Raw genomic sequence first — 23,085 nt, forward strand, 5'->3', positions numbered from 1 at the left:
TCCGACGGATTCGACGGATTCCACGGATTCGACGGAAAGGTCGTGGCCACCATGTCCGACAGAAAGATCGTGGTGCTCGGCGGCACCGGCAAGACCGGCCGCCGTGTCGTGAAAGGGCTGCGGGAACGCGGCGCGAAGGTCCGCGCGGCGAGCCGCTCCGGTGAAGTCCGCTTCGACTGGGACGACACGGCCACCTGGGAGCCCGCCCTCGCCGGGTCGGACACCGCCTACCTCGTCGACCGGCAGGACAAGCCGGGCGAGTGGGACGCGGAGGCTCAGATCCGCGACCTGACGAAGCGGGCGGTCGACCTCGGTGTCCGGCGGCTGGTGGTCCTCCAGGCCCGCGTCACCGACACCGTGGGCGGCAAGTCCCTGGTCGCCGGGGAACGGGCGGTCCGGGAGTCCGGCGCCGAGTGGACCCTGCTGCGCCCCAACTGGTTCGCCCAGAACTTCGACGAGGGCGTCCTGCTCGACGGCATCCTCGCCGGTGAGCTGGCGCTGCCCGCGGGCAGCGGCCGCGAGCCGTTCGTGGACGCCGAGGACGTCGCCGCCGTCGCCGTGACCGCGCTCCTGGAGGACGGCCACGGCGGGCAGATCCACGAGCTGAGCGGGCCGCGCGCCCTGAGCTTCGACGAGGCCGTCGGCGAGATCGCCCGGGCCACGGGCCGCACCGTGCGCTACACGCCGGTCTCCCACGAGGACTACGTCGCCGAGCTCGTCTCGTACGACGTCGCGGAGGACTACGCCGTCTTCGTGGCCGACCTCGTCGCCACGATCAGGGACGGCAGGAACGCCACCCCCACGGACACCGTCCAGCGGGTGCTCGGCCGGCCGCCGCGCGACTTCTCGGAGTTCGTGGCACGGGCCGCCGCCACCGGGGTCTGGAACGGCTGAACGAGGCGGTGGCCTCCCCCTGACACTCGGGGGAGGCCACCGCCTTCACTTCGTAGAGCCTTTACGTCATACGGCGATCCGCCCCTCGCAGGGCGCGCCCCGCCCGGCCACGGACGGTTCGGCCACGGACGGTTCGGGGCGCGCGCCGGCCGGGGGCGTCAGGGTGATGGTGACCGCGCGCCGCATGCTGCCGGCCCAGCACGGGTGGCGGCGCAGCAGATCGGGCCGGGCGGTGACGACGACGAGGAGCGCCGCCGCGTCGTCCGCCCCGGTGTCGGCGAGCGACTCGACGCAGCCGAGCAACTCGTCCCCAGCCAGGTGCATGTCATCCACGGCCACCACCAGCGGCTGGACGCGGGCCGCCGCGACCGTGAACTCCCGCCACGCGTCGAGGACGTCGCCGACGTCCGGGCGGCGCAGCGCGGCGCCCACGGGCGACAGCAGCGGCAGCAGCCGCTGGTGGAGCCGGTGGCGCTCGTCGGCATCGGCCGTCTGGCGCCGGAGGGCGGCGTTCAGCTTGTCGTGGGCCGTGTCGATGGAGTCGCCCGGCAGGATGTCGCAGCACTCGGCCAGGACGAGGGCCGGGAGCGCCAGGGGGCCCGGATCGTCGTCGTCGGGCGGATAGGCGGTGACGATCCGCACGGGCGCCCGGGCCGCCTCCAGGGCGCGGCGCTCGAAGTCGCCCAGGAAGCGGGTCTTGCCCGACCCGGGCTCGCCGAGCACGGTCACCAGGTGGGACAGCCCGCGCAGCCGCGACCACTCCAGCAGCCCGGCCACCAGGTCGAGTTCGTGGTCGTGCTCCCCGACGGCCGCGAGGCGCGCGTACGCCCGCGGCGCCCCGGGCTCGCCCCGCACGCCCAGGACCTCCCACGCGTCCGGCCGGCCGGCGGCTCTGCGCAGGTGGAGGGCGCCGGAGATGTCGTGGCGCGTGGTGCCGCACAGCCACACCCGGCCGTCCGGCACCCGGGCCAGCAGGGCCCGGCCGTCGTCGAGCAGGGTCCCGGCGACCGTGGGCGGCGCCCCGTCGGCGCCCCCGGCGCCGTCGCCGCCCGGCAGCCGGACGAGCGCGGGGCCCGACGTCACGGCGGCGGTCACCGCGGCGCCGCCGTCGGCACCGCACCGCGTCCGTACGGCCAGCGCCGCGCGGACCGCCCGCTCGGCCGCGCCGCGCGGGTCGTGGATGCCGAACAGCGCGAGGGCGACGGAGCCGATGTTCGTCACGAACGTGCCACCGCAGCGCTCGACTTCCTCGCGGATCATGCTGCCGAGCCCTTCGAACGCGGAGTCGGCGCTCCCGGGGCTCGCCGTGCGCCAGCCCACGGGGCGGGCGCACAGCAGGAGGGCGCTGACCGTCATGCGTTCGGGGGCGGCGGCGCCGGTGTCCGGTGCGTCCGGATGCCCCGGCGGGGTTCCCGGGCCGGAGGCGGGGCCGCGTGACGGACGGTACGCCGGGCCGTCGGCCGGGGTGTCCACGTACGCCGCCGGGACCCCCAGGCCGGGCACCGGCCCGGACGTCAGGTCCCGTGTCAGCCCGGGCACCGGCCCGGACGTCGGGCCCACCATCGGACGTCCCGCCGCACCGGACCCCGCCCCGCCCGGCGACGCCGGCGCCACCGCGAGCGGCGGCGTGTGCGGAACGGGCCCCGGGGCGCCCGGTGTCAGCAGGGACGGGTCGTGCTGGAGGATCGCGCGCTGGAGCATGCGGAGTCCTCGGCCGGGTTCCAGGCCGAGGCCCTCGCCCAGGGCGGCGCGCACCCGGTCGTAGAGGTTGAGGGCGTCGGCCTGGCGGCCGCAGCGGTAGAGCGCGAGCATCAGCTGCCCGGAGGACCGCTCCCGGTGGGGCTGGCCCTCGACCATCGCCTCCAGCCGTCCCAGGACCGTGTGGTGGCGCCCGCAGGCGAGTTCCGCCTCGAAGAAGTCCTCCATCGCGTCGAGCCGCGCCTTCTCGGCGGCGGTCAGTTCCGGCCAGGCGACGCCCGCCTCCACGAGGTCGGCGAGGACGGGCCCGCGCCACAGGTCCAGTGCTTCGCGCAGCAGGACCGCGGCGGCCTCGGGCGCCTGCGCGGCCAGTGCGGCCCGGCCGTCCGCCACCCGCTGCCGGAAGACGAACAGGTCGACGCGCGCGGGATCGACCTTGAGCATGTAGCCGGGCGCTTTGGTGATCAGCTCCGCGGTGTTGACGCGGGTGCCACCGGCGGTGAGCAGGCCGCGCAGGGCCCACACCGCGTTCTGCAGGATCTTGCGCGCCGTGGCCGGCGCGCCGTCACCGTCCCACAGCGAGCCGAGGAGTTCGCTCGTCGGGACGACTCGGTTGGCCTGGAGCAGGAGCGAGCCCAGAGTGGCTCGTTGTTTGGTCCCGCCCAGCACCACCGGCACGCCGTCCGAAAGGACTTCCAACGGCCCCAGCAATCCGAATTGCATGGTTACCCCACCCCAAAAGGACGTCACCGAACCGGGCACGAACGGGCGGCACCACCCGGCCGCGTGCCCTGAGGAGAGTGCTATTGGGCGGCCATGGTGTCAGCCGTCTCTTGAGGTTCTCTTGAGGTTCGGGTCGCCTACCGGTGCCGTCCACCGGTGCCGTGCGCGCGGTACCCCGGCGGTGCGTGGGTGAGGTGAAAGTGCCTCCTTCCGCAGCGGGTTCGGGCCATGCATGCTGACGGCGGACAGGACGACTCATGATGAATGCCGAGGATCCGCTGTGGCCACGAAAGTTACGACGTTCTCCGAAATCGAGGACAAGTTCTTCGAATACATCCGGGACATCGTCTACTGCACAATGATCACCGTCGACCGGAAGGGGCGGCCCCGCGCGCGGGTGCTGCTGCCGATATGGGAGGTGGTCGACGGCCGGCCGGTCGGCTGGCTCGCCGCCTACAAGACGCCGGTCAAGGCCGCGCACCTGGCGAACAACCCGCACACCACCTATTCCTACTGGAATCCGCGCCAGAACGCGGTGTTCATCGACAGCGTCTCCACCTGGGCGACGGACGCCGAGACGCGGGCATACGCCTGGGACCTCTACCGGAAGGGCAGCCCCGCCGGCGTCGGCTACAACCCGCGCAACTTCTGGCGCGAGGGCCCCACCGATCCCCAGTACCACGTTCTCCGCATTGATCCTTGGCGTGTACAAGTACTGCGCGGTACGGATTTGACCAGTCGGATTTGGACAGACGAGACGCAGCGCTGAGACATCCCCCGGACCGCCCGGCGGTGGCATCGGCGGTCAGGGCGCGAGCTCGGGGCGGCAGGGCCGGCGCCAGGCGAGGCCGGCGGGCGGCGGGCCGCCCAGGGAGGCCGTGCGCTGCGGCGGCCGGCGCGACGACCCGGCGGGCGCCCGCCGCGCCGGCGGGGACGACGACGGGGGCGTGACGAGCATCTCCTGGTGCAGCCGCTGGATATCGCCGGAGGGCTCCAGGCCCAGCTCGTCCCAGAGGATGCGGTGCATCTGCCGGTACGCCTGGAGCGCCTCGGCCCGCCGCCCGGCCTGGTGGAGGGCCGCGATCAGCTGACCGTGGAAGGACTCGTTGAGCGGGTAGTCGTGGACCAGCACCCGCAGTTCGGCGATGGCGTCGCGCTGCCGGCCGAGCGCGGCCCACACCTCGATGCGCAGCTCCAGGGCCCGCACCCGGATCTCCTCCAGCCGGGCGATGCGGCTCGACAGCACGTCGCCCGTGGGCACGTTCACCAGCAGCGGCCCCCGCCAGATGTCCAGGGCCCGGCCGAGCGCGGCCTCCGCGCTCTCGTGGCGGCACTCCCGGACGTCGGCCCTGGCCTGGGCCACCAGGCACTCGAAGACCTTGATGTCGACGGCCTCCGGGTCCACCCGCATCATGTAGCCGCCGGGCCGCAGCGTCAGCAGCGGGTCGCGGCCGGCGGGGCGGCCCTCCTGCGCCAGCAGTTTGCGGGCGTGGTGGATGTAGGTCTGCACGGTGTTCAGGGCGCTGCGCGGCGCGGCGCCCTGCCACAGTTCGCGGATGAGGGACTCGGTCGTGACGATCTCGTTCGCCCGTATCAGCAGGAGGGCCAGTGTCTGCGAGACCTTGGGCGTCCCCGCCCGGCGGACCTCGCCCTCGTCGGTCACGAACTCGAACGGGCCGATCAGTCTGAACCTCACGACGCACCTTCTTCTCCTGGGCTGGCCCCGAGGGTAGGCGCAGATGGCCGGAATCTTGCCTATCGGATTTTTAGAGTGTCACTTTGCCGGACGGACGGTTTGTTTTCCCGCGGACGGCGACTTCCGGCTCGCCGGCACCGCTCCCGTCTCGCGGCAGATGAGCAGCAGGGCGCGGTCGTCGTTGACGTCCTTGGCCACCGCCTCGATCAGGTGCCAGGCCGCGCCGTGGAAGCCCGAGGTGACGTAGCGGTCGGCCTCGCCCGTGAGGCGGTCCATGCCCTCCGTCAGCTCGCGCTCGTTCGTCTCCACCAGGCCGTCCGTGAAGAGCATCAGGACGTCGCCGGGGCGCAGCCTGCCCTTCACGGGGTCGAACTGGGCGCCGTCGTAGACGCCCAGCAGGGGGCCCTCGGCGGCCTTCTCCTCCCAGCGGCCCGTGCCGGCGCAGAGCTGGAGGCCGGGCAGGTGGCCGGCGGACAGCAGCTCGTAGTCGCCCGTCTCCAGGTCGAGGACGAGGTGGACGGAGGTGGCGAACCCCTCGTCCCAGTCCTGGCGCAGGAGGTAGGCGTTGGCGGCCGGGAGGAAGGCGTGGGGCGGGAGGGAGCCGAGGAGGCCGCCGAAGGCGCCGGAGAGCAGCAGGGCCCGCGAGGCGGCGTCCATGCCCTTGCCGGAGACGTCCGTCAGGACGACCTCCAGGGTGCGGCCGCCGTTGGTGCGCGCGGCCACGACGAAGTCGCCGGAGAAGGACTGGCCGCCGGCCGGGCGCAGCGCCATCTCGCGGTGCCAGCCCCGGGGCAGCTTGGGGAGCTTGCTCTGGACGCGGATGCGTTCGCGGAGGTCGAAGAGCATCGTTCCGCCGCGTCTCCAGGGGACCCCGACCCGGCTGCGGAACTGCGCGATCAGCAGGCCGAAGAAACCGACCGCCGCCACGACGAGGATGGTGCCGGGGGTGACGCGTTCCGCGCCGTGGTGGGAGGGGTCGTCGAGGAGCGCCGACTCCATGATGAGGGCGGCGGCCGACGCGGCGTACAGGCCCAGCAGGCTCGCGGGGCGCAGCAGCAGGCCGCCCGCGACGATGGGCAGGACGAGCGCGGCCGGGGCGCACCACTCGGGCTGGGCGACGGTGCCCCAGGCGAGGGCGGGGACGGCCAGCAGCAGGGCGGTGAGGGCGACCGAGTCGGAGCCGTCGCCGCGGAAGTAGTCGACCCCGGCTTTGCGCATGCTCGTGCGGGCCCGGTGCAGTGCTTTGCGCATCCGGGCCGTCGGAGTCTCCGCACCGCCAGTCATTGCATCGGGACCTTATCCACCCATTCGGCGGTGCGTCGATTCACGCCGCGCCGACACGGCTGCCTTCGGAGCGCCGGGTCAGCACCCGGAGAGCAACCATATGCGAAATTCGTTCGCTTGAACGGGATTGCGTTGCTAGGCATGGGTTATGACGACGGATCTACGGGTACTGCGGCCGGCCGATTGGGATCAGTGGTACGGCACCTTGGAGCTGGCTTTCGGTGGCGTACCGGAGACGCCGGAGGAGCGGACGCTGTGGCGGGAACTGACCCGTTTCGACCGCTCGATCGGGGCCTGGGACGGGCCCGACGTGGTGGGTTCGGCGGGCTCTTTCGCCTTCCGGATGGCGGTTCCGGGCGGGGCGCTGGTGCCGGCGGCGGGCGTGACCATGGTGGGCGTCCGGCCGACGCACCGCAGGCAGGGGGTGCTGACGTCGATGATGCGGCACCTGCTGGAGGGCGTCCGGGAGCGGCGTGAGCCGCTGGCCGCGCTGACCGCCTCCGAGCCGGGGATCTACGGGCGGTTCGGGTACGGAATCGCGACACACAGAATTCACGCGCGTGTCGACACCTCCCGTGTGCGACTTGTCATACCGGAAGACCCATCAGTCACAGACGGCTCATACGCAACAGATGGTGTGCGGATCCGCTTGTCGGCGCCCGAGGACGCGCGTGCCGCGTGCGAAGAGGTGTACGCGCGCCGGGTCACCACCCGCCCCGGGATGCTCGCCCGGCAGCCCGCGTGGGACGCCGTGCCCCTGCTCGACCCCGTGGACAGGCGGGACGGCGCCTCGCCCCTGAACTGCGTGCTGGCCGAGGCCGACGGCGAGACCGTCGGGTACGCCCGCTACGCGATCCGGCCCTCCTGGGACCGGCGCGGCCCCCGGGGCACGGTCGTCCTGCGCGATCTGGAGGCCCTGACCCCGGCGGCGCGCGCCGCCCTGTGGCGCTACCTCTTCGGCCTCGACCTGACCTCGGAGATCGACGCGTTCAGCCTCCCCGTCGACGATCCGCTGCTCCAGCTCGTCGACGACATCCGGCGCTGCGACGTCCAGGTCGCCGACCAGCTGCACCTGCGGTTGGTCGACGTCGGCGACGCGCTCGCGGCGCGGACGTACGCGGCGCCCGTGGACGTCGTCCTCGACGTGACGGACGCGTTCTGCCCCTGGAACACCGGGCGGTGGCGGCTGACCGGCGACGCCAAGGGCGCGACGTGCGCGCGGACGCGCGACGCGGCCGACCTGGCGCTGTCCGCGCGGGAGCTGGGCGCCGCCTATCTGGGCGGGACGTCACTGGCCGCGCTGGCGGGCGCGGGGCGGGTCCGGGAGCTGCGGGAGGGGGCGCTGGCGGAGGCGTCGACCGGCTTTATGAGCGCGGTCGCGCCTTGGCTGCCGCACGGGTTCTGACGGGTTGTCGCCTTGTGGCGGTCACGCCTGCTGGCAGGTCGGGCACCAGAAGAGGTTGCGGGCGGCCAGGTCCGCGGTGCGGATCGCGCCGCCGCAGACCAGGCACGGCCGGTCCGCGCTGCGGTAGACGTAGACCTCGCCGCCGTGGTCGTCCACGCGCGGCGGGCGGCCCATGGCCTCGGGGGTGTGCTCGGGGCGCACGGTGTCGATGCGGTTGTTGCGCACGCCCTCGCGCATGAGGTCCACGAGGTCCGCCCAGATCGCGTCCCACTCGCGGCGGGTCACGTCACGGCCGGCGCGGTACGGGTCGATGCCGTGCCGGAAGAGGACCTCGGCCCGGTAGACGTTGCCGACGCCCGCGACGACCTTCTGGTCCATGAGGAGGGCGGCGACGCTCGTGCGGCTGCGGGAGACCCGGGCGTAGGCGCGGCCGCCGTCGTCCCCGGGGCGCAGCGGGTCGGGGCCCAGGCGGTCGTGTATCGCTTGCTTCTCGCCGTCGGTGATCAGCGCGCAGGTCGTCGGGCCGCGCAGGTCCGCGTACGCGGTGGGGTTCGCCAGGCGGAGGCGGACGGTGTCCGTGGGGGGCGGGGCCGCCTGGCCGGTGCCCCAGGTGTATTTGCCGAACAGGCCGAGGTGGATGTGGACCCAGCCGGTTGCGGCGAAGCCGAGGAAAAGGTGTTTGCCGTGGGCTTCGGCGGTTTCCAGGACCTGGCCGTCTATCAGCGCCGCGCTGTCGGAGAACTTGCCCTGGGGGCTGGTCGCGCGGACGGTTCGTCCCGCGAACGCCTTGTGGTGGTCCGCCGCCAGGCGGTGGATCGTATGCCCTTCGGGCATGGGGCTGCTGTTTCCTTTCGGCCGCGGGCCGTGGGTGTCTCCCCGCCGCTTCGCGGCGGGCCTCCCCCACCCACCCGCCCGATTGCCCGGAACCGGGTGGGTGAGGGAAAGATCCCGTCAGTCCTGCTGCGGGTGGTGGGCCGGGATGGCCGGGAGTTCGCCCGTGGTCTCGTAGCGGCTCAGCATCTCGATGCGGCGCGTGTGACGCTCGTCACCGGAGTACGGCGTGGCCAGGAAGATCTCGACGAACTTCGTCGCCTCCTCCTGCGTGTGCATACGGGCGCCGACGCTGATGACGTTGGCGTTGTTGTGCTCACGGCCGAGGGAGGCCGTCTGCTCGCTCCAGGCCAGGGCGGCCCGGACGCCCTCGACCTTGTTCGCGGCGATCGCCTCGCCGTTGCCCGAGCCACCGATCACGATGCCGAGGGCGTCGGCGTCCGCGGCCGTCTTCTCGGCGGCGCGGAGGCAGAAGGGCGGGTAGTCGTCCTGGGCGTCGTAGATGTGGGGACCGCAGTCGACGGCCTCATGGCCCTGGGCCTTGAGCCACTCGACGAGGTGGTTCTTGAGTTCGTAGCCGGCATGGTCGGAACCGAGGTACACGCGCATGCGTCCGAGTGTGGCACGACCCCGGGGGCGGATCGGTCAGCAGGGGCCGGTGACCCCCTTTCGTAACTCTCGGTGAACACAACGAAATGGATTCGGGTCTTCCTAAAGGCGGCATCAAGAAGTTCTAATTCGGTGGCTCGCAACCCGAGACCCAGAGGAACAACCCGAAGGAACGTGCAGATGAGCGCGACACCGCCGACCATGACGAAGGGGTCGACGACCGGCGATCCCGGCAACGCCCCGGCGTCGGGCGGGGACGGCCTGAAGGCCGGACTCAAGAACCGCCACCTGTCCATGATCGCTATCGGTGGTGTCATCGGCGCGGGCCTCTTCGTGGGTTCCGCCTCCGGCATCGCCGCCGCCGGTCCCGGCATCCTGATCTCGTACGCCCTCGTGGGCGCGATGGTCGTCTTCGTGATGCGGATGCTCGGCGAGATGGCCGCCGCCAACCCCACCTCCGGTTCCTTCTCCGCCTACGCGGACAAGGCGCTGGGCCGCTGGGCCGGTTTCACCATCGGCTGGCTGTACTGGTTCTTCTGGGTCGTCGTGCTCGCGGTCGAGGCGACCGCCGGTGCCAAGATCCTCCACGGCTGGGTCCCGGCCGTGCCGCAGTGGGGCTGGGCCCTGATCGTGATGGTCGTCCTCACGGCCACCAACCTGGCCTCGGTCAGCTCCTACGGCGAGTTCGAGTTCTGGTTCGCCGGCATCAAGGTCGTGGCGATCGCCGCGTTCGTCGTCATCGGTCTGCTCGCCGTCTTCGGCGTGCTGCCCGGCTCCGACAACCCGGGCAACGGTTTCGACTTCCTCACCTCGCACGGCGGCTTCCTGCCGCACGGCCCCGGGGCGATCCTCACCGGTGTGCTGATGGTCGTCTTCTCCTTCATGGGCAGCGAGATCGTCACCCTGGCCGCCGGTGAGTCCGAGGACCCGCAGCGCGCGGTGACCCAGGCCACCAACAGCGTCATCTGGCGCATCGGCGTCTTCTACCTGGGCTCGATCCTCGTCGTGGTCTCCCTGCTCCCCTGGGACTCCAAGGAGATCGCCGAGAAGGGCAGCTACGTCGCGGCCCTCGACTCGATCGGCATCCCGCACGCCGGCCAGATCATGAACGTGATCGTGCTGACCGCCGTGCTGTCCTGCCTGAACTCGGGCCTCTACACCGCCTCCCGCATGGCCTTCTCCCTCGGCCAGCGCGGTGACGCGCCGAAGGCCTTCGCCAAGGTCAACGCCCGTGGCGTCCCGGCGGCGGCGATCCTCGGCTCGGTCGTCTTCGGCTTCATCTCGGTCGGCTTCAACTACCTGTGGCCCGACACCGTCTTCAAGTTCCTGCTGAACTCCTCCGGTGCCGTCGCCCTCTTCGTCTGGTTGGTCATCTGCGTCACGCAGCTGAAGATGCGCGGGGTCATCCTGCGCGAGATGCCGGAGAAGCTCGTCGTCCGGATGTGGCTCTTCCCGTACCTGACCTGGGCCACCATCGCCATGATCGTCTTCGTCCTCGGCTACATGGTCGTGGACGGCGGCGACAACCGGGAGCAGGTCCTGCTCTCCACCCTCGTGGGCGTTCTGGTCCTGGCCATCGGCCTGGTCCTGGACAAGCGGCGCAAGGCCGTCCAGGCGGCGGAGTAATCAGGCCGTACGCGAAACGGGCCGGGCCCGCACCCCTTCTCGGGGTGCGGGCCCGGCCCGTTCGTATATATACGTGTCAGCCGCGGCGGCCCAGCAGCTTCCACGCCGTCGGCAGCGCGCCCATCGCGAGCGCGGCCTTGAGGACGTCACCGATCAGGAAGGGCGTCAGACCCGCCGCGACGGCCTCGGCGAACGACATGTGGGTGGCCAGCGCCAGGTAGGGGACGCCGACCGCGTAGATGATCGCGGAGCCCAGGGCCATGGTGCCGGCGGTGCGCAGCACGGAGCGGTCGGCGCCGCGGCGGGCCAGGGCGCCCACAACGGTCGCGGCGAGCAGCATGCCCAGCACATAGCCGAAGGACGGGAAGGCGGCGCCGGAGCGGGCCTCGGCGAACCACGGCATGCCCACGACGCCGGCGACGGCGTACAGGGCGAGGGAGAGGAAGCCGCGGCGGGCGCCGAGCGCGGTGCCGACGAGCAGGGCGGCGAAGGTCTGGCCGCTGACCGGGACCGGGGAGCCGGGGACGGGCACGGCGATCTGGGCGGTGAGGCCGGTCAGCGCGGCGCCGCCGACGATCAGGGCGGCGTCGCGGACGCGGGCCCGGCCGGCCGTCGAGGCGGGGAGCAGGTCGGCGAGGACCGTACCGGTCCGGGGAAGGGTGGCGGCGGTGGCCATCGGTACTCCGCGAGTGATGAGGGACGGGTGGGACACGCCGACGTTAGCCGAGCGTGACGCTTTGGGCACCGGGCAGCGGTGACAAAGGCCGACGCCCGGTCTTGGCGGGTTCCGAGCGCGTGAAGGGCCGCGAGGTGCCGAGTACACACAGTTGGTGACGGTTTCACCGGGAAACGTGATGCTCGTCACGGAGCGCGAGTGGAGCTTGGCCAGTGGCCCCCGCCCGGGAGACTCTGGTCCTCAACCCTTTGCGCGCGTTTGCGTTCTTGCAGATGCGCACACCTTCGCAAGACCCGAAAGAACGAGCTCCATGCACGATGCACCGCCCGTCGTCGAGCCACTCGCCGGCGAGAAGGAACCGCTTGCGGCGGGTCTCAAGCAGCGCCACCTGACGATGCTCGGGCTGGGCGGGGTGATCGGCGCCGGGCTCTTCGTGGGTTCGGGCGCCGGGATCGCGGTCGCCGGGCCCGGGATCATCCTGTCCTATCTGCTGGCCGGCGGGCTGGCGATGCTGATCATGCGCATGCTGGGCGAGCTGTCGGCGGCGATGCCCGCGTCGGGCGCCTTCTCGGTGCACGCCGAGCGGGCGCTGGGCCGCTGGGCCGGGTTCTCGGTGGGCTGGCTCTACTGGTTCCTGCTGGTGGTCGTGCTCGCCGTGGAGGCCACGGCGGCGGCCCGGATCGCCCATGGCTGGGCGCCGGGGGTGCCGCAGTGGGGCTGGGTGCTGCTGTTCATGGTCGTCTTCACTGCTGCCAACCTCGCGGCAGTGAAGAACTTCGGTGAGTTCGAGTTCTGGTTCGCCGCCCTCAAGGTCGGCGCGATCGTGCTCTTCCTCGCCCTGGGCCTTCTTGCGATCTTCGGCGTTCTTCCTGACACCGACGCCGTCGGCATGACGAACCTCACCGGCCAGGGCGGGCTGCTGCCGCACGGCTGGGGCGGGGTGGTCTCCGGTGTGCTGGCCGTCGTCTTCGCCTTCGGCGGGCTGGAGGTCCTCACGATCGCGGCCGCCGAGTCCGACGACCCGGCGCGCGCGGTGGGCCGGGCGGTGCGCAGCGCCGTGTGGCGCATCCTCTTCTTCTACGTGGGCTCGATGCTGGTCATCGTCACCCTGCTGCCCTGGTCGTCACTGAAGCCCGGGGAGAGCCCCTATGTGGCGGTGCTCGACCGCATCGGGGTGCCGGCGGCCGGTCAGATCATGAACGTCGTGGTCTTCGTGGCGCTGCTGTCCGCCCTGAACGCCAACCTCTACGGCTCGTCCCGGATGGTCTTCTCGCTCGCCGAGCGGAAGGAGGCCCCCCGCACGCTGCTGAAGGTCTCGTCGGGCGGAGTGCCCCGGCGGGCGGTGCTCGCCTCGGTCGCGTTCGGCTTTGTCTCGGTGATTCTCAATCTGGAATGGCCGGATTCGATCTTCCAGTATCTGCTGAACGCGGTGGGCTCGGTCCTGCTATTCGTCTGGGGCCTGATCGCCGTCTCCCAGTTGCGGCTGCGCCGGCGCATCGAGCGGGAGACGCCGGAGCTGCTGACCCTGCGCATGTGGTGCTTCCCCTATCTGACCTGGGTCGCGCTGGCCGCGATCGGCGCCGTGCTGGTGCTGATGCTGACCGACGACGTGGCGCGTCCGCAGCTGCTGTGGTCGGCCGGCGCGACGGCCGCGGTGGTCGCGGTGGCCCTGCTGCGGGACCTCCGGCAGCGGTCCTCGGCGGCCGTCGATCGCTGACGAATTTCGTTTCTGCCGAAATGTCAGTCGCGGAAGGTCACATGTCTGTCTGAATACCGGACAGATGTGTGAAGGGTGTTGTCCTCGGCCAACCTGACCTCCACACTGAGGCAACTTTTCCGCTCACACTCAACGGGGCTTTTACGATCATGACTGGTATACCCTCCCCGCCGGCGACCGGCCCCGCCGACGCGATCCCGGACACCCCACCGGGCCCCTCGCTGTCGCACGGACTCAAGCAGCGTCATCTGTCGATGATCGCGCTCGGCGGCGTCATCGGCGCCGGGCTCTTCGTGGGATCCGGCGCGGGCATCGCCGCCGCCGGTCCGTCGATCGTGCTCGCGTATGCGGCCTCCGGCATTCTCGTGATGCTCGTGATGCGCATGCTCGGTGAGATGTCCGCGGCCAACCCCGCCTCGGGCAGCTTCTCGGTCCACGCCGACCGGATGATCGGCCCCTGGGCCGGTTTCACCGCCGGCTGGGTGTTCTGGACCCTACTGTGCGTCGCCGTCGCCGCCGAGGGCATCGGCGCGGCGGCGATCATGACGAACTGGTTCCCCAGCACGTCCTCCTGGATGTGGGTCGCCCTGTTCATGGTCGTCTTCACCGGCAGCAACCTCGCGGCGGTGAGCAACTTCGGTGAGTTCGAGTTCTGGTTCGCGGCCCTCAAGGTGACCGCGATCGCGGTCTTCCTGGTCCTGGGCATCCTCGCCATCGCGGGCGTCCTCCCCGGCACCCACGCCCCCGGCATGTCCAACCTCACCGGGAACGGCGGCTTCTTCCCCATGGGCGGCAACGGTCTCGTCGTCGGCCTGCTCGCCTCCGTGTTCGCCTACGGCGGGCTGGAGACGGTCACCATCGCCGCCGCCGAGTCCGAGCACCCGCGCAAGGGCGTGGCGAGCGCGGTCCGCACGGCCATGTGGCGCATCGCCCTGTTCTACGTGGGCTCGCTGCTGGTCGTCGTCACCCTGATCCCCTGGAACGACCCCTCGGTCGTCAAGAGCGGCCCCTACGTCGCCGTCCTCAACCACCTGGACATCCCCGGCGCCGGCCAGATCATGAACGTGGTCGTGCTGATCGCCCTGCTCTCGGCGATGAACGCCAACATCTACGGCTGCTCGCGCATCGCCTTCTCGCTCGTCTCCCGGGGCCAGGGCCCCCGCAGGCTGGGCAAGGTCAGCGGTGGCGTGCCGCGCTACGCGGTCATCTCCTCCGCCGCCTTCGGCTACGTCGCCGTGCTGCTCAGCTACTGGTGGCCGGACACCATCTTCAAGTGGCTGCTCAACATGGTGGGCGCGGCCACGCTGGTGGTCTGGGGCTTCATCGCCGTCTCCCAGCTGCGCGGCCGCAAGCGCACCCCGAAGGACCAGCTGCTGGTGAAGATGTGGCTCTTCCCCTACCTCACCTGGGCCGCCATCATCGGCATCCTCGGCGTGCTGGGCCTGATGCTCCGCGAGGAGGAGACCCGCATCCAGCTGTACTTCACGGGTGGCCTGACGATCGCGCTCGCGCTGATCGGATACCTGCGGCAGCGCGCGGTGGCCGCGAAGCGCTGAACGCCGACGCGTCTTTCTTCGAGGCGGGGTAGGTCCTGATCTTCAGGACCTACCCCGCCTCCGTCTTTGGACCGAAGCCCTCCCCCCTTACCACTTCTGACACGTACTTACTGATAGCGTCTACCTGCAAGTAGGTTGCAATAAGTAGTCGGAGGGCTCGGCATGGCCATCTACACACTTCCTGAACTTCCTTATGACTACTCGGCGCTGGCCCCGGTCATCAGCCCCGAGATCATCGAGCTGCACCACGACAAGCACCACGCGGCGTACGTCAAGGGCGCGAACGACACCCTGGAGCAGCTGGCCGAGGCCCGGGACAAGGACCAGTGGGGCGCCATCAACGGCCTCGAGAAGAACCTGGCCTTCCACCTCTCCGGCCACATCCTGCACAGCATCTACTGGACCAACATGACCGGCGACGGCGGCGGCGAGCCGCTGGACAAGGACGGCGTGGGCGAGCTCGCCGGCGCCATCGCCGAGTCCTTCGGCTCCTTCGCCAAGTTCAAGGCGCAGCTGACCAAGGCCGCCGCCACCACGCAGGGCTCCGGCTGGGGCGTCCTCGCCTACGAGCCCGTCAGCGGCCGGCTGATCGTCGAGCAGGTCTACGACCACCAGGGCAACGTGGGCCAGGGCTCCGTGCCGATCCTGGTCTTCGACGCCTGGGAGCACGCCTTCTACCTGCAGTACAAGAACCAGAAGGTGGACTTCATCGACGCCATGTGGGCCGTCGTGAACTGGCAGGACGTCAGCGCGCGCTACCTCGCGGCGAAGGAGAAGGGCAGCGCCATCATCCTGGCGCCCTGACCCTTTTCCCCGCCTGACCCTTCCCCTTCAGGCCGCCTGCTCGTGATCGTCTTCTCACCCTTCACGTGGCAGGCACGGCGGAGGCCCCCGCGCGGTCGCATCGCGCGGGGGCCTCTCGCGTCCTTCACCTGTGGTGGCCGAACGCCTCGCCGGTCACGGCGAACTCCTTCGCCAGGCCCGTCTCGTGCAACCGGGCGAACGGAGTGAAGGGTACGCCCAGCTCCCGTCCCCCGCGATCGAAGTTCCACGCCTTGTGCACGGCGCAGCGGTAGTCCACGACGGTGGTGCCGTCCGCGGCGACGCGGACCGTGCCCGTCAGCCGGAATTCGACGTACCGCAGCGCCAGCCACCAGTCGGGGCTGACGTGGCGGCTGATCAGTACGTCGCGCCAGCCGCTGTCGGCCGGGTAGGCGGCGGGGGCGCGGTCCCCCGCCGCCGCCCAGCGCTCCAGGGCCTCGGCGCGCCACCGCGCCAGCTGGGCCTCCGCGGCGGCCCGCACGGCGGGCAGGGCGAGCAGCCGCTCGGCGTCGACGCGGTGCGGGGTGCCGTCGCCGCGCAGGTAGTGGCGCAGCATGCCGGCCGCGTTGCGCAGGCCGAGCAGGCGCCACAGGGCGGCGAGGGTGTGGCAGGCGGCGAGGGTGAGCAGGTCGTAGGGGCGGACGGGCAGCGTGCCGTGCTCGGCGTTGCCGCAGTGGGGTTCCGGGTCGGCCCAGCCGCCGGTGCGGCCTAGCGGCCGGGTGAGGTCGGTCTGGCCCATACCGGGACATTAATGGACGGTGCGGGTGGGCGCCCGTTGGGCAGGTGCGGCCCGGTGGGCCTGGAATCAGTCGAAGATCGGGCCGACCGTCCGGGTGCGCTTGATCTCGTAGAAGCCCGGGGTCGACGCGACCAGCAGCGTGCCGTCCCAGAGCTTCGCCGCCGCGTCGCCCTTGGGGGCCGGGGTGACGACCGGGCCGAAGAAGGCGACCTCGGTGCCGTCGGGGCCGGGGACGGAGATGATCGGGGTGCCGACGTCCTGGCCGACCTTCTCGATGCCCTCCTTGTGGGAGGCGCGCAGGTCCTTGTCGTACTCGTCCGTGTCCGCCGCCTCCGCGAGCGCGGCCGGCAGGCCCGCGTCCTCCAGGGCGGCCACGATCGTCTCGCGCGTGCGTGGCAGGTCGCGGTTGTGGAAGCGGGTGCCCAGCGCGGTGTAGAAGCGGCCCAGCGCCTCGCCGCCGAACTGCCGCTCGACCGCGACGCACACCCGCACCGGCTCCCAGGCCCAGCCGCCGGGGGCCATCGCCTCGCGGAACTGCTCCGGGAGCTCGTCCAGCTTCTCCTCGTTGAGCACGGCCAGGCTCATCACGTGCCAGCGCACGTCGACGGGCCGGACCTTCTCCACCTCCAGCATCCACCGCGAGGTCATCCAGGCCCACGGGCAGATGGGGTCGAACCAGAAGTCGGCGGTCACTCTCTCGACGGTCACGCGGGGCTCCTCTGCAGCCGGTTGGTCAGTGATTCAACAAGGAGCCGCATGCCATCATTCCTGGTGTTCGATAAATGGGACGAGAGACGAGACCAAGCCGAGGGAGCCGCGTCGTGCCCGGTGAGAACCTGACCCGTGAGGAAGCCCGCGTCCGCGCCCGGCTGCTGACCGTGGACGCCTACGACGTGGCGCTGGACCTGCGCTCCGCGACCGGAGCGGGCGGGCCGGGCGACGAGCCGCGGACGTTCCGCTCCGTCGCCACCATCCGCTTCCGCTGCGCCGAGCCGGGCGCCGCGAGCTTCGTGGACCTGGTCGCGCCCGCCGTCACCGCCGTGACCCTCAACGGCCGGGAGCTGGACCCCAAGGAGGTCTTCGACGGCGCCCGGGTCGCGCTCACGGACCTGGCCGCCGAGAACGTGCTGGTCGTCGACGCGCTCTGCGCGTACAGCCGGACCGGCGAGGGGCTGCACCGGTTCGTCGACCCCGAGGACGGCGAGGTCTACCTCTACACCCAGTACGAGCCCGCCGACGCCCGCCGGGTCTTCGCCAACTTCGAGCAGCCCGACCTCAAGGCCCCCTTCACCTTCTCGGTGACCGCGCCCGCCGGCTGGACCGTGCTGAGCAACGGCGCCCAGGACGGCGAGGCGCAGCCCGTGGACGACTCCTCGGCCACTTGGCGGTTCGTCCCCACGCGGCCGATCTCCACGTACATCACGGCCGTCGTCGCCGGCCCGTACCACGTCGTCCGCGACCACTACAGCCGCACCCTCGCCGACGGGACCGTCCTCGACATCCCCCTGGGCGCGCTGTGCCGCAAGGGGCTCGCCCCCCACTTCGACGCCGACGAGATCTTCACCGTCACCAAGCAGGGCCTGGACTTCTTCCACGACCACTTCGACTACCCGTACCCCTTCGGGAAGTACGACCAGGCGTTCGTCCCCGAGTACAACATCGGCGCGATGGAGAACCCGGGCTGTGTCACCTTCCGCGAGGAGTTCGTCTTCCGGGGCAAGGTGACGCGGTCGGCCTACGAGCGCCGGGCGAACGTCATCCTCCACGAGATGGCGCACATGTGGTTCGGCGACCTGGTCACCATGGAGTGGTGGGACGACCTGTGGCTCAAGGAGTCGTTCGCCGACTTCATGGGCTCCTTCTCGCTCGTCGAGGCCACCCGCTACACCAGCGGCTGGGTCACCTTCGCCAACCAGCGCAAGGCCTGGGCCTACCGCGCCGACCAGCTGCCCTCCACCCACCCGATCACGGCGGACATCCACGACCTGGAGGACGCCAAGCTCAACTTCGACGGCATCACCTACGCCAAGGGCGCCTCGGCCCTCAAGCAGCTCGTCGCCTATGTGGGCCGCGACGCCTTCCTGGAGGGCGCCCGGCGCTACTTCAAGCGCCACGCCTACGGCAACACCCGCCTGACCGACCTCCTCCAGGTGCTGGAGGAGACCTCGGGCCGGGACATGGCCGCCTGGTCGCGCTCCTGGCTGGAGACGGCCGGCGTCAACGCGCTGACGCCGCTGGCCACCTACGACTCCGCCGGCCGGATCACCGAGCTGGCGATCCTCCAGGAAGCCACCGACACCCACCCGGAGCTCCGCCCCCACCGGCTGGCCGTCGGCCTCTACCGCCGCGAGGCGCCGGGCGCCCCGCTGCTGCGCTACGCCCGCGCCGAGGTCGACGTCACCGGCCCCCGGACGGTCGTGGCCGAACTGGCGGGCGCCGAGCGGCCCGAGCTGATCCTCGTCAACGACGAGGACCTCACCTACTGCAAGATCCGCTTCGACGAGGGCTCGCTGGCCACCCTGCGCGAGCACCTGGGCGACCTCACCGACCCGCTGGCGCGGGCCCTGTGCTGGTCGGCGCTGTGGAACCTCACCCGCGACGGGCAGCTGCCCACCCGCGACTACCTCGATCTCGTCCAGCGCTTCGCGGGCGCCGAGACCGACATCGGCGTGCTCCAGATGGTGCAGGGCCGGGCCACCGAGGCGCTCGCCCACTACGCGGTCCCCGCCCGGCGCGAGCCCGCCGGCCGGGAGCTCGCGGGCAGCGCGCTGCGCGAGCTGCGGCTGGCCGAGCCCGGCAGCGGCCACCAGCTGGCCTGGGCGCGGTTCTTCGCCGCCCACGCGAGCGAGGACGGCGACCTGCGGATGCTGCGCGGCCTGCTGGAGGGCACCGCCAAGATCGACGGGCTGGACGTCGACCAGGAGCTGCGCTGGACGTTCCAGGCGGCGCTGGCCTCCCGGGGCGCCGTCGGCGAGTCCGCGCTCACCGCCGAGCTGGCCCGGGACAACACCGCCTCCGGCAAGCGGCACCAGGTGCGCGCCCTGGCCTCCCGGCCGGAAGCGGAGGTCAAGGAGGCGGCGTGGCGGGCGGTCGTGGACTCCGACACCCTCTCCAACGCCCTGGCCGAGGCGACCATCGCGGGCTTCGACCAGCCGGGGCAGCGGGAGCTGCTGGCGCCGTTCGCGCCGCGCTACTTCGAGGTGATCGAGCGCGTGTGGCGGGAGCGGTCCATCGAGATCGCCATGGCCGTGGTGCGCGGGCTGTTCCCGGCTCTCCAGGACCACCCGGAGACCCTGGCCGCCACCGACGCCTGGCTGGCGGACCACGCGGACGCGCCCCCGGCGCTGCGGCGGCTGGTGCTGGAGGCGCGGGACGACCTGGCGCGGGCCCTGCGCGCCCAGGAGTGCGACGCGAACGCGGTTACGGCCTGATCCGACGCAGTTTCGACCCAACACCACCGGCCCGCCGGGCACGTTGTCATGAAGTGACGACGGGCCCGTAACAGCGGTTAGGGGGCGGTCGGGGAGCGGGAATGGCCGGGTCATGAACCCCAACACCCCCCTCTCCCCCCGCCCCCTCCACCACCTCTCCGACGTCCGCCACCGCGTCCTGAGCACGCGTCAGCTGCGGGAGCACGGCGTCACCGGGTCCGTCACTGCCGAGCGGTGCCGTCCCGGCGGCCCCTGGCAGCAGCTGCTGCCGGGGGTCTTCCTGCTCCGCACCGGACCCGCCACCAGCGAGGAGCGGCTCCACGCCGCCCTGATGTACACCGTGCCGCGCGACCGGGTGCCCCGGCAGCCCGGCCCGGTCGCGGACCGCGACACCCCGCCCGCCCCCTACGGCCAGGCCATGATCACCGGGCCCGCCGCGCTGGCCCTCCACCGCTTCACCTCCGTGCCCTCGCTGCTCTCCCTGGAGCACATCGACGTCCTGGTGCCGCGCACCCGCCGGCTGCGCGCGACGGGCTTCGTCCGGCTGGTCCGGGCGCACACCGTGCCCCGCCCGAAGCTGGTGACGGGCCTGCCCGTCGCCCCGGCCGCCCGGGCGGTGGCCGACACCGTGGCGCGGCTGGCCGACCCGCAGGCCGTCCGGCGGCTGCTGGCGGAGGCGGTGCGCGGCGGGCACTGCGAGCCCTCGGCGCTCGTCCGGGAGCTGTCGCGGGCGCGGCTGCTGAGCCGGCCGCACGTGGTGGACGCCGTGGACGCGCTGCTGGCCGAGGGCCGGTCGTTCGCGGAGGGGCGGCTGTACGACATGGTGCGCGAGCACGCGCTGCCGGCCCCGCTGTGGAACGTCGACCTGCGGCTGCCCGGCGGGCCATGCCTGGGGAGCGTGGACGCCTACTGGCCGGACCACGGGGTGGCGGTGGAGATCGACGTGCGGGCCCCGCGCCAGGACGGCGAGGTGCCGTGGTCGGAGCCGTCCCGCAAGCGCGAGTACCTGGACCGGCTGGGCATCGTGCTGATCCGGCTGACGCCGAGGAAGCTGCGCGACGACACGGCGCTGGAGCAGCAGGCGGCGGTCGTGCGCACCGCCCTGGTGGCGTCGGCCGACCACGGGCCCACCTCGTACGTCGTGGTGCTGCCGCGGTGACGCGCCGGGCCGCGCGTCACCGCGGGCCGGCGGGTCAGCGGGTGGAGAGGACGAGCTCGGTGTTGCGGTCGGTGGGCGTCCCGGCGAGGGAGGTGTCCGAGCCGGGGGCGTTGAAGGCCAGCTCGCGGTAGAGGGAGGCCAGGCCCGACTGCGAGAGGTCCTGGAAGTCGGTGCGGTAGGGGGCGTCCGACTCGATGAGGGTGGTGAACAGGGAGATCGTCCCGTCGTGATTGTCGGTGATCTCGAAGACGCGGGCGAGCTGGGGGTAGTCGACGTGGGAGGCGGTCGCGATCTCCCAGAAGGTACCCCGGGGGCGGATGCGGTTGCGGTGGCTGTGGCCGTTGATCCAGGCCAGGACGTTGTTGTGGCGCTGGAGGAGGGCGATCACCTCGTCGCCGCCGTGGCGTTTGTCGCGGGGCCGGGCGGGGTCGGGGACGGTGTTGGTCATGCTCCAGCTCGGGTGGTGGCTGAAGATCAGCGCGTACTGGTCCTGATGTGCCGTCAGGGTGTGGTCGAGCCAGTTCAGTTGATCGGTGCCCAGGGAGCCCTGGTAGTGGCCGCCGGGGTCGGTGGAGTCGATGCTGACGCCGATGACCTTCTCGGAGATCTTGAAGGTGTAGTAGAGGGTGCCGGAGTCGAGGTTGGCCTTGGTGTAGCCGTGGCCGATCGGCCCCTGGCCGGCGTGCTGGGGGTCGAGGTGCGCGGCGATGTACTGGCGGGGGGTGAGGGGGGCCCGGCGCGGGTCGGGGGTGATCCGGCGCATCTCCTTGCGGTGCGTCTTGAGCATGGCCTCTATGCGCTTGCCCTTGGGGTCGGAGCCGCCCGCCTCGCCCTGCATCAGGTATTTGGCCTCGTCCGGCGGGACGTACTGGAGCTTGCGGTCGCCGACGCAGACGTCGGCGATGTAGGAGCCCGCCGCCGGGTAGCAGCCGCCGGAGAGCAGGTCGTGGTTGCCGAAGGTGGAGTACCAGGGGATGTTGAGGCCGGGGCTGACGACCCGCCGGGTGGCGGCGTCGAGGTAGCCGTCGATCCTCGGATAGCCGGCCTGCTTGTCCTGGTCGCGCAGGTCGCCCTCGGGGTGCCAGTAGAGCTTGAGGCCGCTGTTCTGGACGCCCTCGTAGTGGCGGGGGTCGCCGGTGTTGGGGTCGAGGCGGCCGCCGCTGAGGGCGGTGAGGAACCACTCCACCTCGATCCTGGCGTTCTCGTCCCCGTTGTCCCCCGTGGTGATCACGAACGCGAACGGAGTACCGGTCACCGGGCCCCGGCGCACCTTGTTGACCCGCTCGACGAGGGAGACCACGCCGGGCAGGGTGAGCGCCTCGTGCGGACGCCAGGCTCCGGGCTCGCCGGAGCGGAAGAACTCGTAGCGCAGCGGGTGCTGCACGTCCGTCAGGTGGAGGTCGGTGAACTGCACGAAGGACGCGAGGGTGGTGCGCCGGTCCTCGCGGCCGCCCTGCGGCGCGGCCAGCTCGGCCCGCACCTGCCGGGGCCAGCCGGGTCCGTCGCCCAGCCGCCGGTAGCCGCCGGTGCCGCGCGGCGCGGCGACGGAGACCAGCGTGGTGCCGGCCCCGGTGGGGGCGGCGGAGGGCTCCGCCGTGGGGGAGCCGGCCTGGGCGGTCGCGGTGGCGGTCGCCCGGGCGGCCGGTTCGGGTGGGGGATCGGCGGCCGCGTGGCTGTCGCCCGCCCCCAGCCCCAGTCCGGCGGCCGTGGTGACGGCGCCCGCCGCGGCCAGGAAGGCACGGCGGTCGAGCTGCGGTTCCGTGGTGCTGCGGGATCTGCGGTGCATGGCGGTCTCCCCGGTGCGAACGCGAAGGCGAGCGGTCTGGCGTGCGGGTTGCGGGCTCCGTTGTCAAGGATCGTTGGCAGCCCGGATGACCTGGGCGTGAACAGGGCCGCAACGCTCGCCGCCGGTCACCTCGCATGGATCTTGGCTACTGCGAACTGACATACACCACTCGTCCCCTGGCGTACTGACGCTCACTCAGCGTTCACCCGCGCGGGAAGCCCTGGGCCACCCTTGGATGCAGTCTTTTAGTCCGTTTGTCCTACAAGGGCTGAGCCAAGGGAAGGTGCCGACCGCTTCACGGCCTCCGTCCCGCTTCATCCCACATGGCGGGTGGCGGGTTTACGCCATCTTTATATTCCTGCCCTGGCAACTCTCCCCAAACCCGCATCACTTCCATAAAAGTGATCGCTCATCCGGCTCCGATTTTCGGACG

At 71.8% G+C, this 23,085-nt stretch carries 18 protein-coding genes; 9 read left to right on the plus strand and 9 right to left on the minus strand.

From position 1 onward, the window contains the following. The first annotated feature begins 51 nt into the window (after window positions 1–51). Window positions 52–894 (plus strand): NmrA family NAD(P)-binding protein, encoded by an 843-nt coding sequence (locus ACX9I7_RS02215; RefSeq protein ID WP_459386326.1) that lies wholly within the window; start codon window positions 52–54, stop codon window positions 892–894. 66 nt (window positions 895–960) lie between these two features. Here the strand turns inward: ACX9I7_RS02215 and ACX9I7_RS02220 are convergent, their stop codons facing one another. Next, on the minus strand, window positions 961–3,315 hold the full coding sequence (locus tag ACX9I7_RS02220) for an AfsR/SARP family transcriptional regulator (protein WP_459386327.1): 2,355 nt from the start codon (window positions 3,313–3,315) through the stop codon (window positions 961–963). Between the two features lie 280 nt (window positions 3,316–3,595). Here ACX9I7_RS02220 and ACX9I7_RS02225 point away from each other — a divergent pair, with 280 nt between their 5' ends. Further along, the gene (locus tag ACX9I7_RS02225; protein WP_126914152.1) at window positions 3,596–4,084 is read left to right on the plus strand and encodes a pyridoxamine 5'-phosphate oxidase family protein; all 489 of its coding nucleotides are present in this window, start codon (window positions 3,596–3,598) and stop codon (window positions 4,082–4,084) included. A 36-nt stretch (window positions 4,085–4,120) separates the two neighbouring features. On the opposite strand, the gene ACX9I7_RS02230 is transcribed toward ACX9I7_RS02225, so the two are convergent. Then, complete coding sequence (locus ACX9I7_RS02230; RefSeq protein ID WP_459386328.1) at window positions 4,121–5,011, minus strand: AfsR/SARP family transcriptional regulator; 891 nt, start codon at window positions 5,009–5,011, stop codon at window positions 4,121–4,123. A 78-nt stretch (window positions 5,012–5,089) separates the two neighbouring features. After that, the gene (locus ACX9I7_RS02235; protein WP_387575781.1) at window positions 5,090–6,295 is read right to left on the minus strand and encodes a PP2C family protein-serine/threonine phosphatase; all 1,206 of its coding nucleotides are present in this window, start codon (window positions 6,293–6,295) and stop codon (window positions 5,090–5,092) included. A 148-nt stretch (window positions 6,296–6,443) separates the two neighbouring features. On the opposite strand from ACX9I7_RS02235, the gene ACX9I7_RS02240 reads away from it, so the two are divergent. Next, on the plus strand, window positions 6,444–7,700 hold the full coding sequence (locus tag ACX9I7_RS02240) for a GNAT family N-acetyltransferase (protein WP_459386329.1): 1,257 nt from the start codon (window positions 6,444–6,446) through the stop codon (window positions 7,698–7,700). Between the two features lie 21 nt (window positions 7,701–7,721). On the opposite strand, the gene ACX9I7_RS02245 is transcribed toward ACX9I7_RS02240, so the two are convergent. Both ACX9I7_RS02245 and ACX9I7_RS02250 read right to left on the minus strand, forming a co-directional pair. After that, window positions 7,722–8,534, minus strand: a complete 813-nt coding sequence (locus ACX9I7_RS02245; protein ID WP_459386330.1) for an Fpg/Nei family DNA glycosylase — start codon at window positions 8,532–8,534, stop codon at window positions 7,722–7,724. 117 nt (window positions 8,535–8,651) lie between these two features. After that, window positions 8,652–9,140 carry a ribose-5-phosphate isomerase gene (locus ACX9I7_RS02250; RefSeq protein ID WP_387575775.1) on the minus strand — a complete coding sequence of 163 codons (489 nt, stop codon included), beginning with the start codon at window positions 9,138–9,140 and terminating at the stop codon, window positions 8,652–8,654. Window positions 9,141–9,320: 180 nt separating this feature from the next. Between ACX9I7_RS02250 and ACX9I7_RS02255 the strand changes: the two genes are divergently transcribed. Then, window positions 9,321–10,766: an amino acid permease gene (locus ACX9I7_RS02255; RefSeq protein WP_459386331.1), complete on the plus strand. Its 1,446-nt coding sequence runs from the start codon at window positions 9,321–9,323 to the stop codon at window positions 10,764–10,766. A gap of 76 nt (window positions 10,767–10,842) precedes the next feature. Here ACX9I7_RS02255 and ACX9I7_RS02260 read toward each other — a convergent pair whose 3' ends face one another. After that, window positions 10,843–11,442, minus strand: a complete 600-nt coding sequence (locus ACX9I7_RS02260; RefSeq protein WP_189452361.1) for a biotin transporter BioY — start codon at window positions 11,440–11,442, stop codon at window positions 10,843–10,845. Between the two features lie 310 nt (window positions 11,443–11,752). Between ACX9I7_RS02260 and ACX9I7_RS02265 the strand changes: the two genes are divergently transcribed. The 3 genes from ACX9I7_RS02265 to ACX9I7_RS02275 all read left to right on the plus strand — a co-directional run bounded on the left by ACX9I7_RS02265 (window position 11,753) and on the right by ACX9I7_RS02275 (window position 15,519). Then, the gene (locus ACX9I7_RS02265; RefSeq protein ID WP_387575769.1) at window positions 11,753–13,159 is read left to right on the plus strand and encodes an amino acid permease; all 1,407 of its coding nucleotides are present in this window, start codon (window positions 11,753–11,755) and stop codon (window positions 13,157–13,159) included. Window positions 13,160–13,308: 149 nt separating this feature from the next. Next, a complete protein-coding gene (locus ACX9I7_RS02270) occupies window positions 13,309–14,715 on the plus strand; it encodes an amino acid permease (RefSeq protein WP_459386332.1) in 1,407 nt (468 codons plus the stop codon). Window positions 14,716–14,877: 162 nt separating this feature from the next. Beyond that, a complete protein-coding gene (locus ACX9I7_RS02275) occupies window positions 14,878–15,519 on the plus strand; it encodes a superoxide dismutase (protein WP_387575765.1) in 642 nt (213 codons plus the stop codon). A gap of 124 nt (window positions 15,520–15,643) precedes the next feature. Here the strand turns inward: ACX9I7_RS02275 and ACX9I7_RS02280 are convergent, their stop codons facing one another. Both ACX9I7_RS02280 and ACX9I7_RS02285 read right to left on the minus strand, forming a co-directional pair. Then, a complete protein-coding gene (locus tag ACX9I7_RS02280; RefSeq protein WP_189452370.1) occupies window positions 15,644–16,276 on the minus strand; it encodes a hypothetical protein in 633 nt (210 codons plus the stop codon). Between the two features lie 66 nt (window positions 16,277–16,342). Beyond that, on the minus strand, window positions 16,343–16,984 hold the full coding sequence (locus ACX9I7_RS02285) for a mycothiol-dependent nitroreductase Rv2466c family protein (protein ID WP_387575763.1): 642 nt from the start codon (window positions 16,982–16,984) through the stop codon (window positions 16,343–16,345). A 113-nt stretch (window positions 16,985–17,097) separates the two neighbouring features. On the opposite strand from ACX9I7_RS02285, the gene pepN reads away from it, so the two are divergent. Continuing rightward, complete coding sequence (gene pepN / locus ACX9I7_RS02290) at window positions 17,098–19,707, plus strand: aminopeptidase N (RefSeq protein ID WP_459386333.1); 2,610 nt, start codon at window positions 17,098–17,100, stop codon at window positions 19,705–19,707. A 112-nt stretch (window positions 19,708–19,819) separates the two neighbouring features. Next, a complete protein-coding gene (locus ACX9I7_RS02295; protein WP_387575759.1) occupies window positions 19,820–20,866 on the plus strand; it encodes a hypothetical protein in 1,047 nt (348 codons plus the stop codon). 34 nt (window positions 20,867–20,900) lie between these two features. Here ACX9I7_RS02295 and ACX9I7_RS02300 read toward each other — a convergent pair whose 3' ends face one another. Further along, the gene (locus tag ACX9I7_RS02300; protein ID WP_459386334.1) at window positions 20,901–22,652 is read right to left on the minus strand and encodes a TIGR03767 family metallophosphoesterase; all 1,752 of its coding nucleotides are present in this window, start codon (window positions 22,650–22,652) and stop codon (window positions 20,901–20,903) included. Between the last annotated feature and the right edge of the window lie 433 nt (window positions 22,653–23,085).

It is taken from the genome of Streptomyces sp. L500 (genome assembly GCF_054551825.1).

Excerpts from the sequence above, each read along its gene's own strand:
- ACX9I7_RS02270 (WP_459386332.1), top strand. The coding sequence starts at position 13,309 with ATGACTGGTATACCCTCCCCGCCGGCGACCGGCCCCGCCGACGCGATC.
- ACX9I7_RS02265 (WP_387575769.1), top strand. The coding sequence starts at position 11,753 with ATGCACGATGCACCGCCCGTCGTCGAGCCACTCGCCGGCGAGAAGGAA.
- ACX9I7_RS02260 (WP_189452361.1), bottom strand. The coding sequence starts at position 11,442 with ATGGCCACCGCCGCCACCCTTCCCCGGACCGGTACGGTCCTCGCCGAC.
- ACX9I7_RS02240 (WP_459386329.1), top strand. The coding sequence starts at position 6,444 with ATGACGACGGATCTACGGGTACTGCGGCCGGCCGATTGGGATCAGTGG.
- ACX9I7_RS02275 (WP_387575765.1), top strand. The coding sequence starts at position 14,878 with ATGGCCATCTACACACTTCCTGAACTTCCTTATGACTACTCGGCGCTG.
- ACX9I7_RS02220 (WP_459386327.1), bottom strand. The coding sequence starts at position 3,315 with ATGCAATTCGGATTGCTGGGGCCGTTGGAAGTCCTTTCGGACGGCGTG.
- ACX9I7_RS02300 (WP_459386334.1), bottom strand. The coding sequence starts at position 22,652 with ATGCACCGCAGATCCCGCAGCACCACGGAACCGCAGCTCGACCGCCGT.
- ACX9I7_RS02295 (WP_387575759.1), top strand. The coding sequence starts at position 19,820 with ATGAACCCCAACACCCCCCTCTCCCCCCGCCCCCTCCACCACCTCTCC.
- ACX9I7_RS02215 (WP_459386326.1), top strand. The coding sequence starts at position 52 with ATGTCCGACAGAAAGATCGTGGTGCTCGGCGGCACCGGCAAGACCGGC.
- ACX9I7_RS02250 (WP_387575775.1), bottom strand. The coding sequence starts at position 9,140 with ATGCGCGTGTACCTCGGTTCCGACCATGCCGGCTACGAACTCAAGAAC.
- ACX9I7_RS02280 (WP_189452370.1), bottom strand. The coding sequence starts at position 16,276 with ATGGGCCAGACCGACCTCACCCGGCCGCTAGGCCGCACCGGCGGCTGG.
- ACX9I7_RS02235 (WP_387575781.1), bottom strand. The coding sequence starts at position 6,295 with ATGACTGGCGGTGCGGAGACTCCGACGGCCCGGATGCGCAAAGCACTG.
- ACX9I7_RS02245 (WP_459386330.1), bottom strand. The coding sequence starts at position 8,534 with ATGCCCGAAGGGCATACGATCCACCGCCTGGCGGCGGACCACCACAAG.
- ACX9I7_RS02255 (WP_459386331.1), top strand. The coding sequence starts at position 9,321 with ATGAGCGCGACACCGCCGACCATGACGAAGGGGTCGACGACCGGCGAT.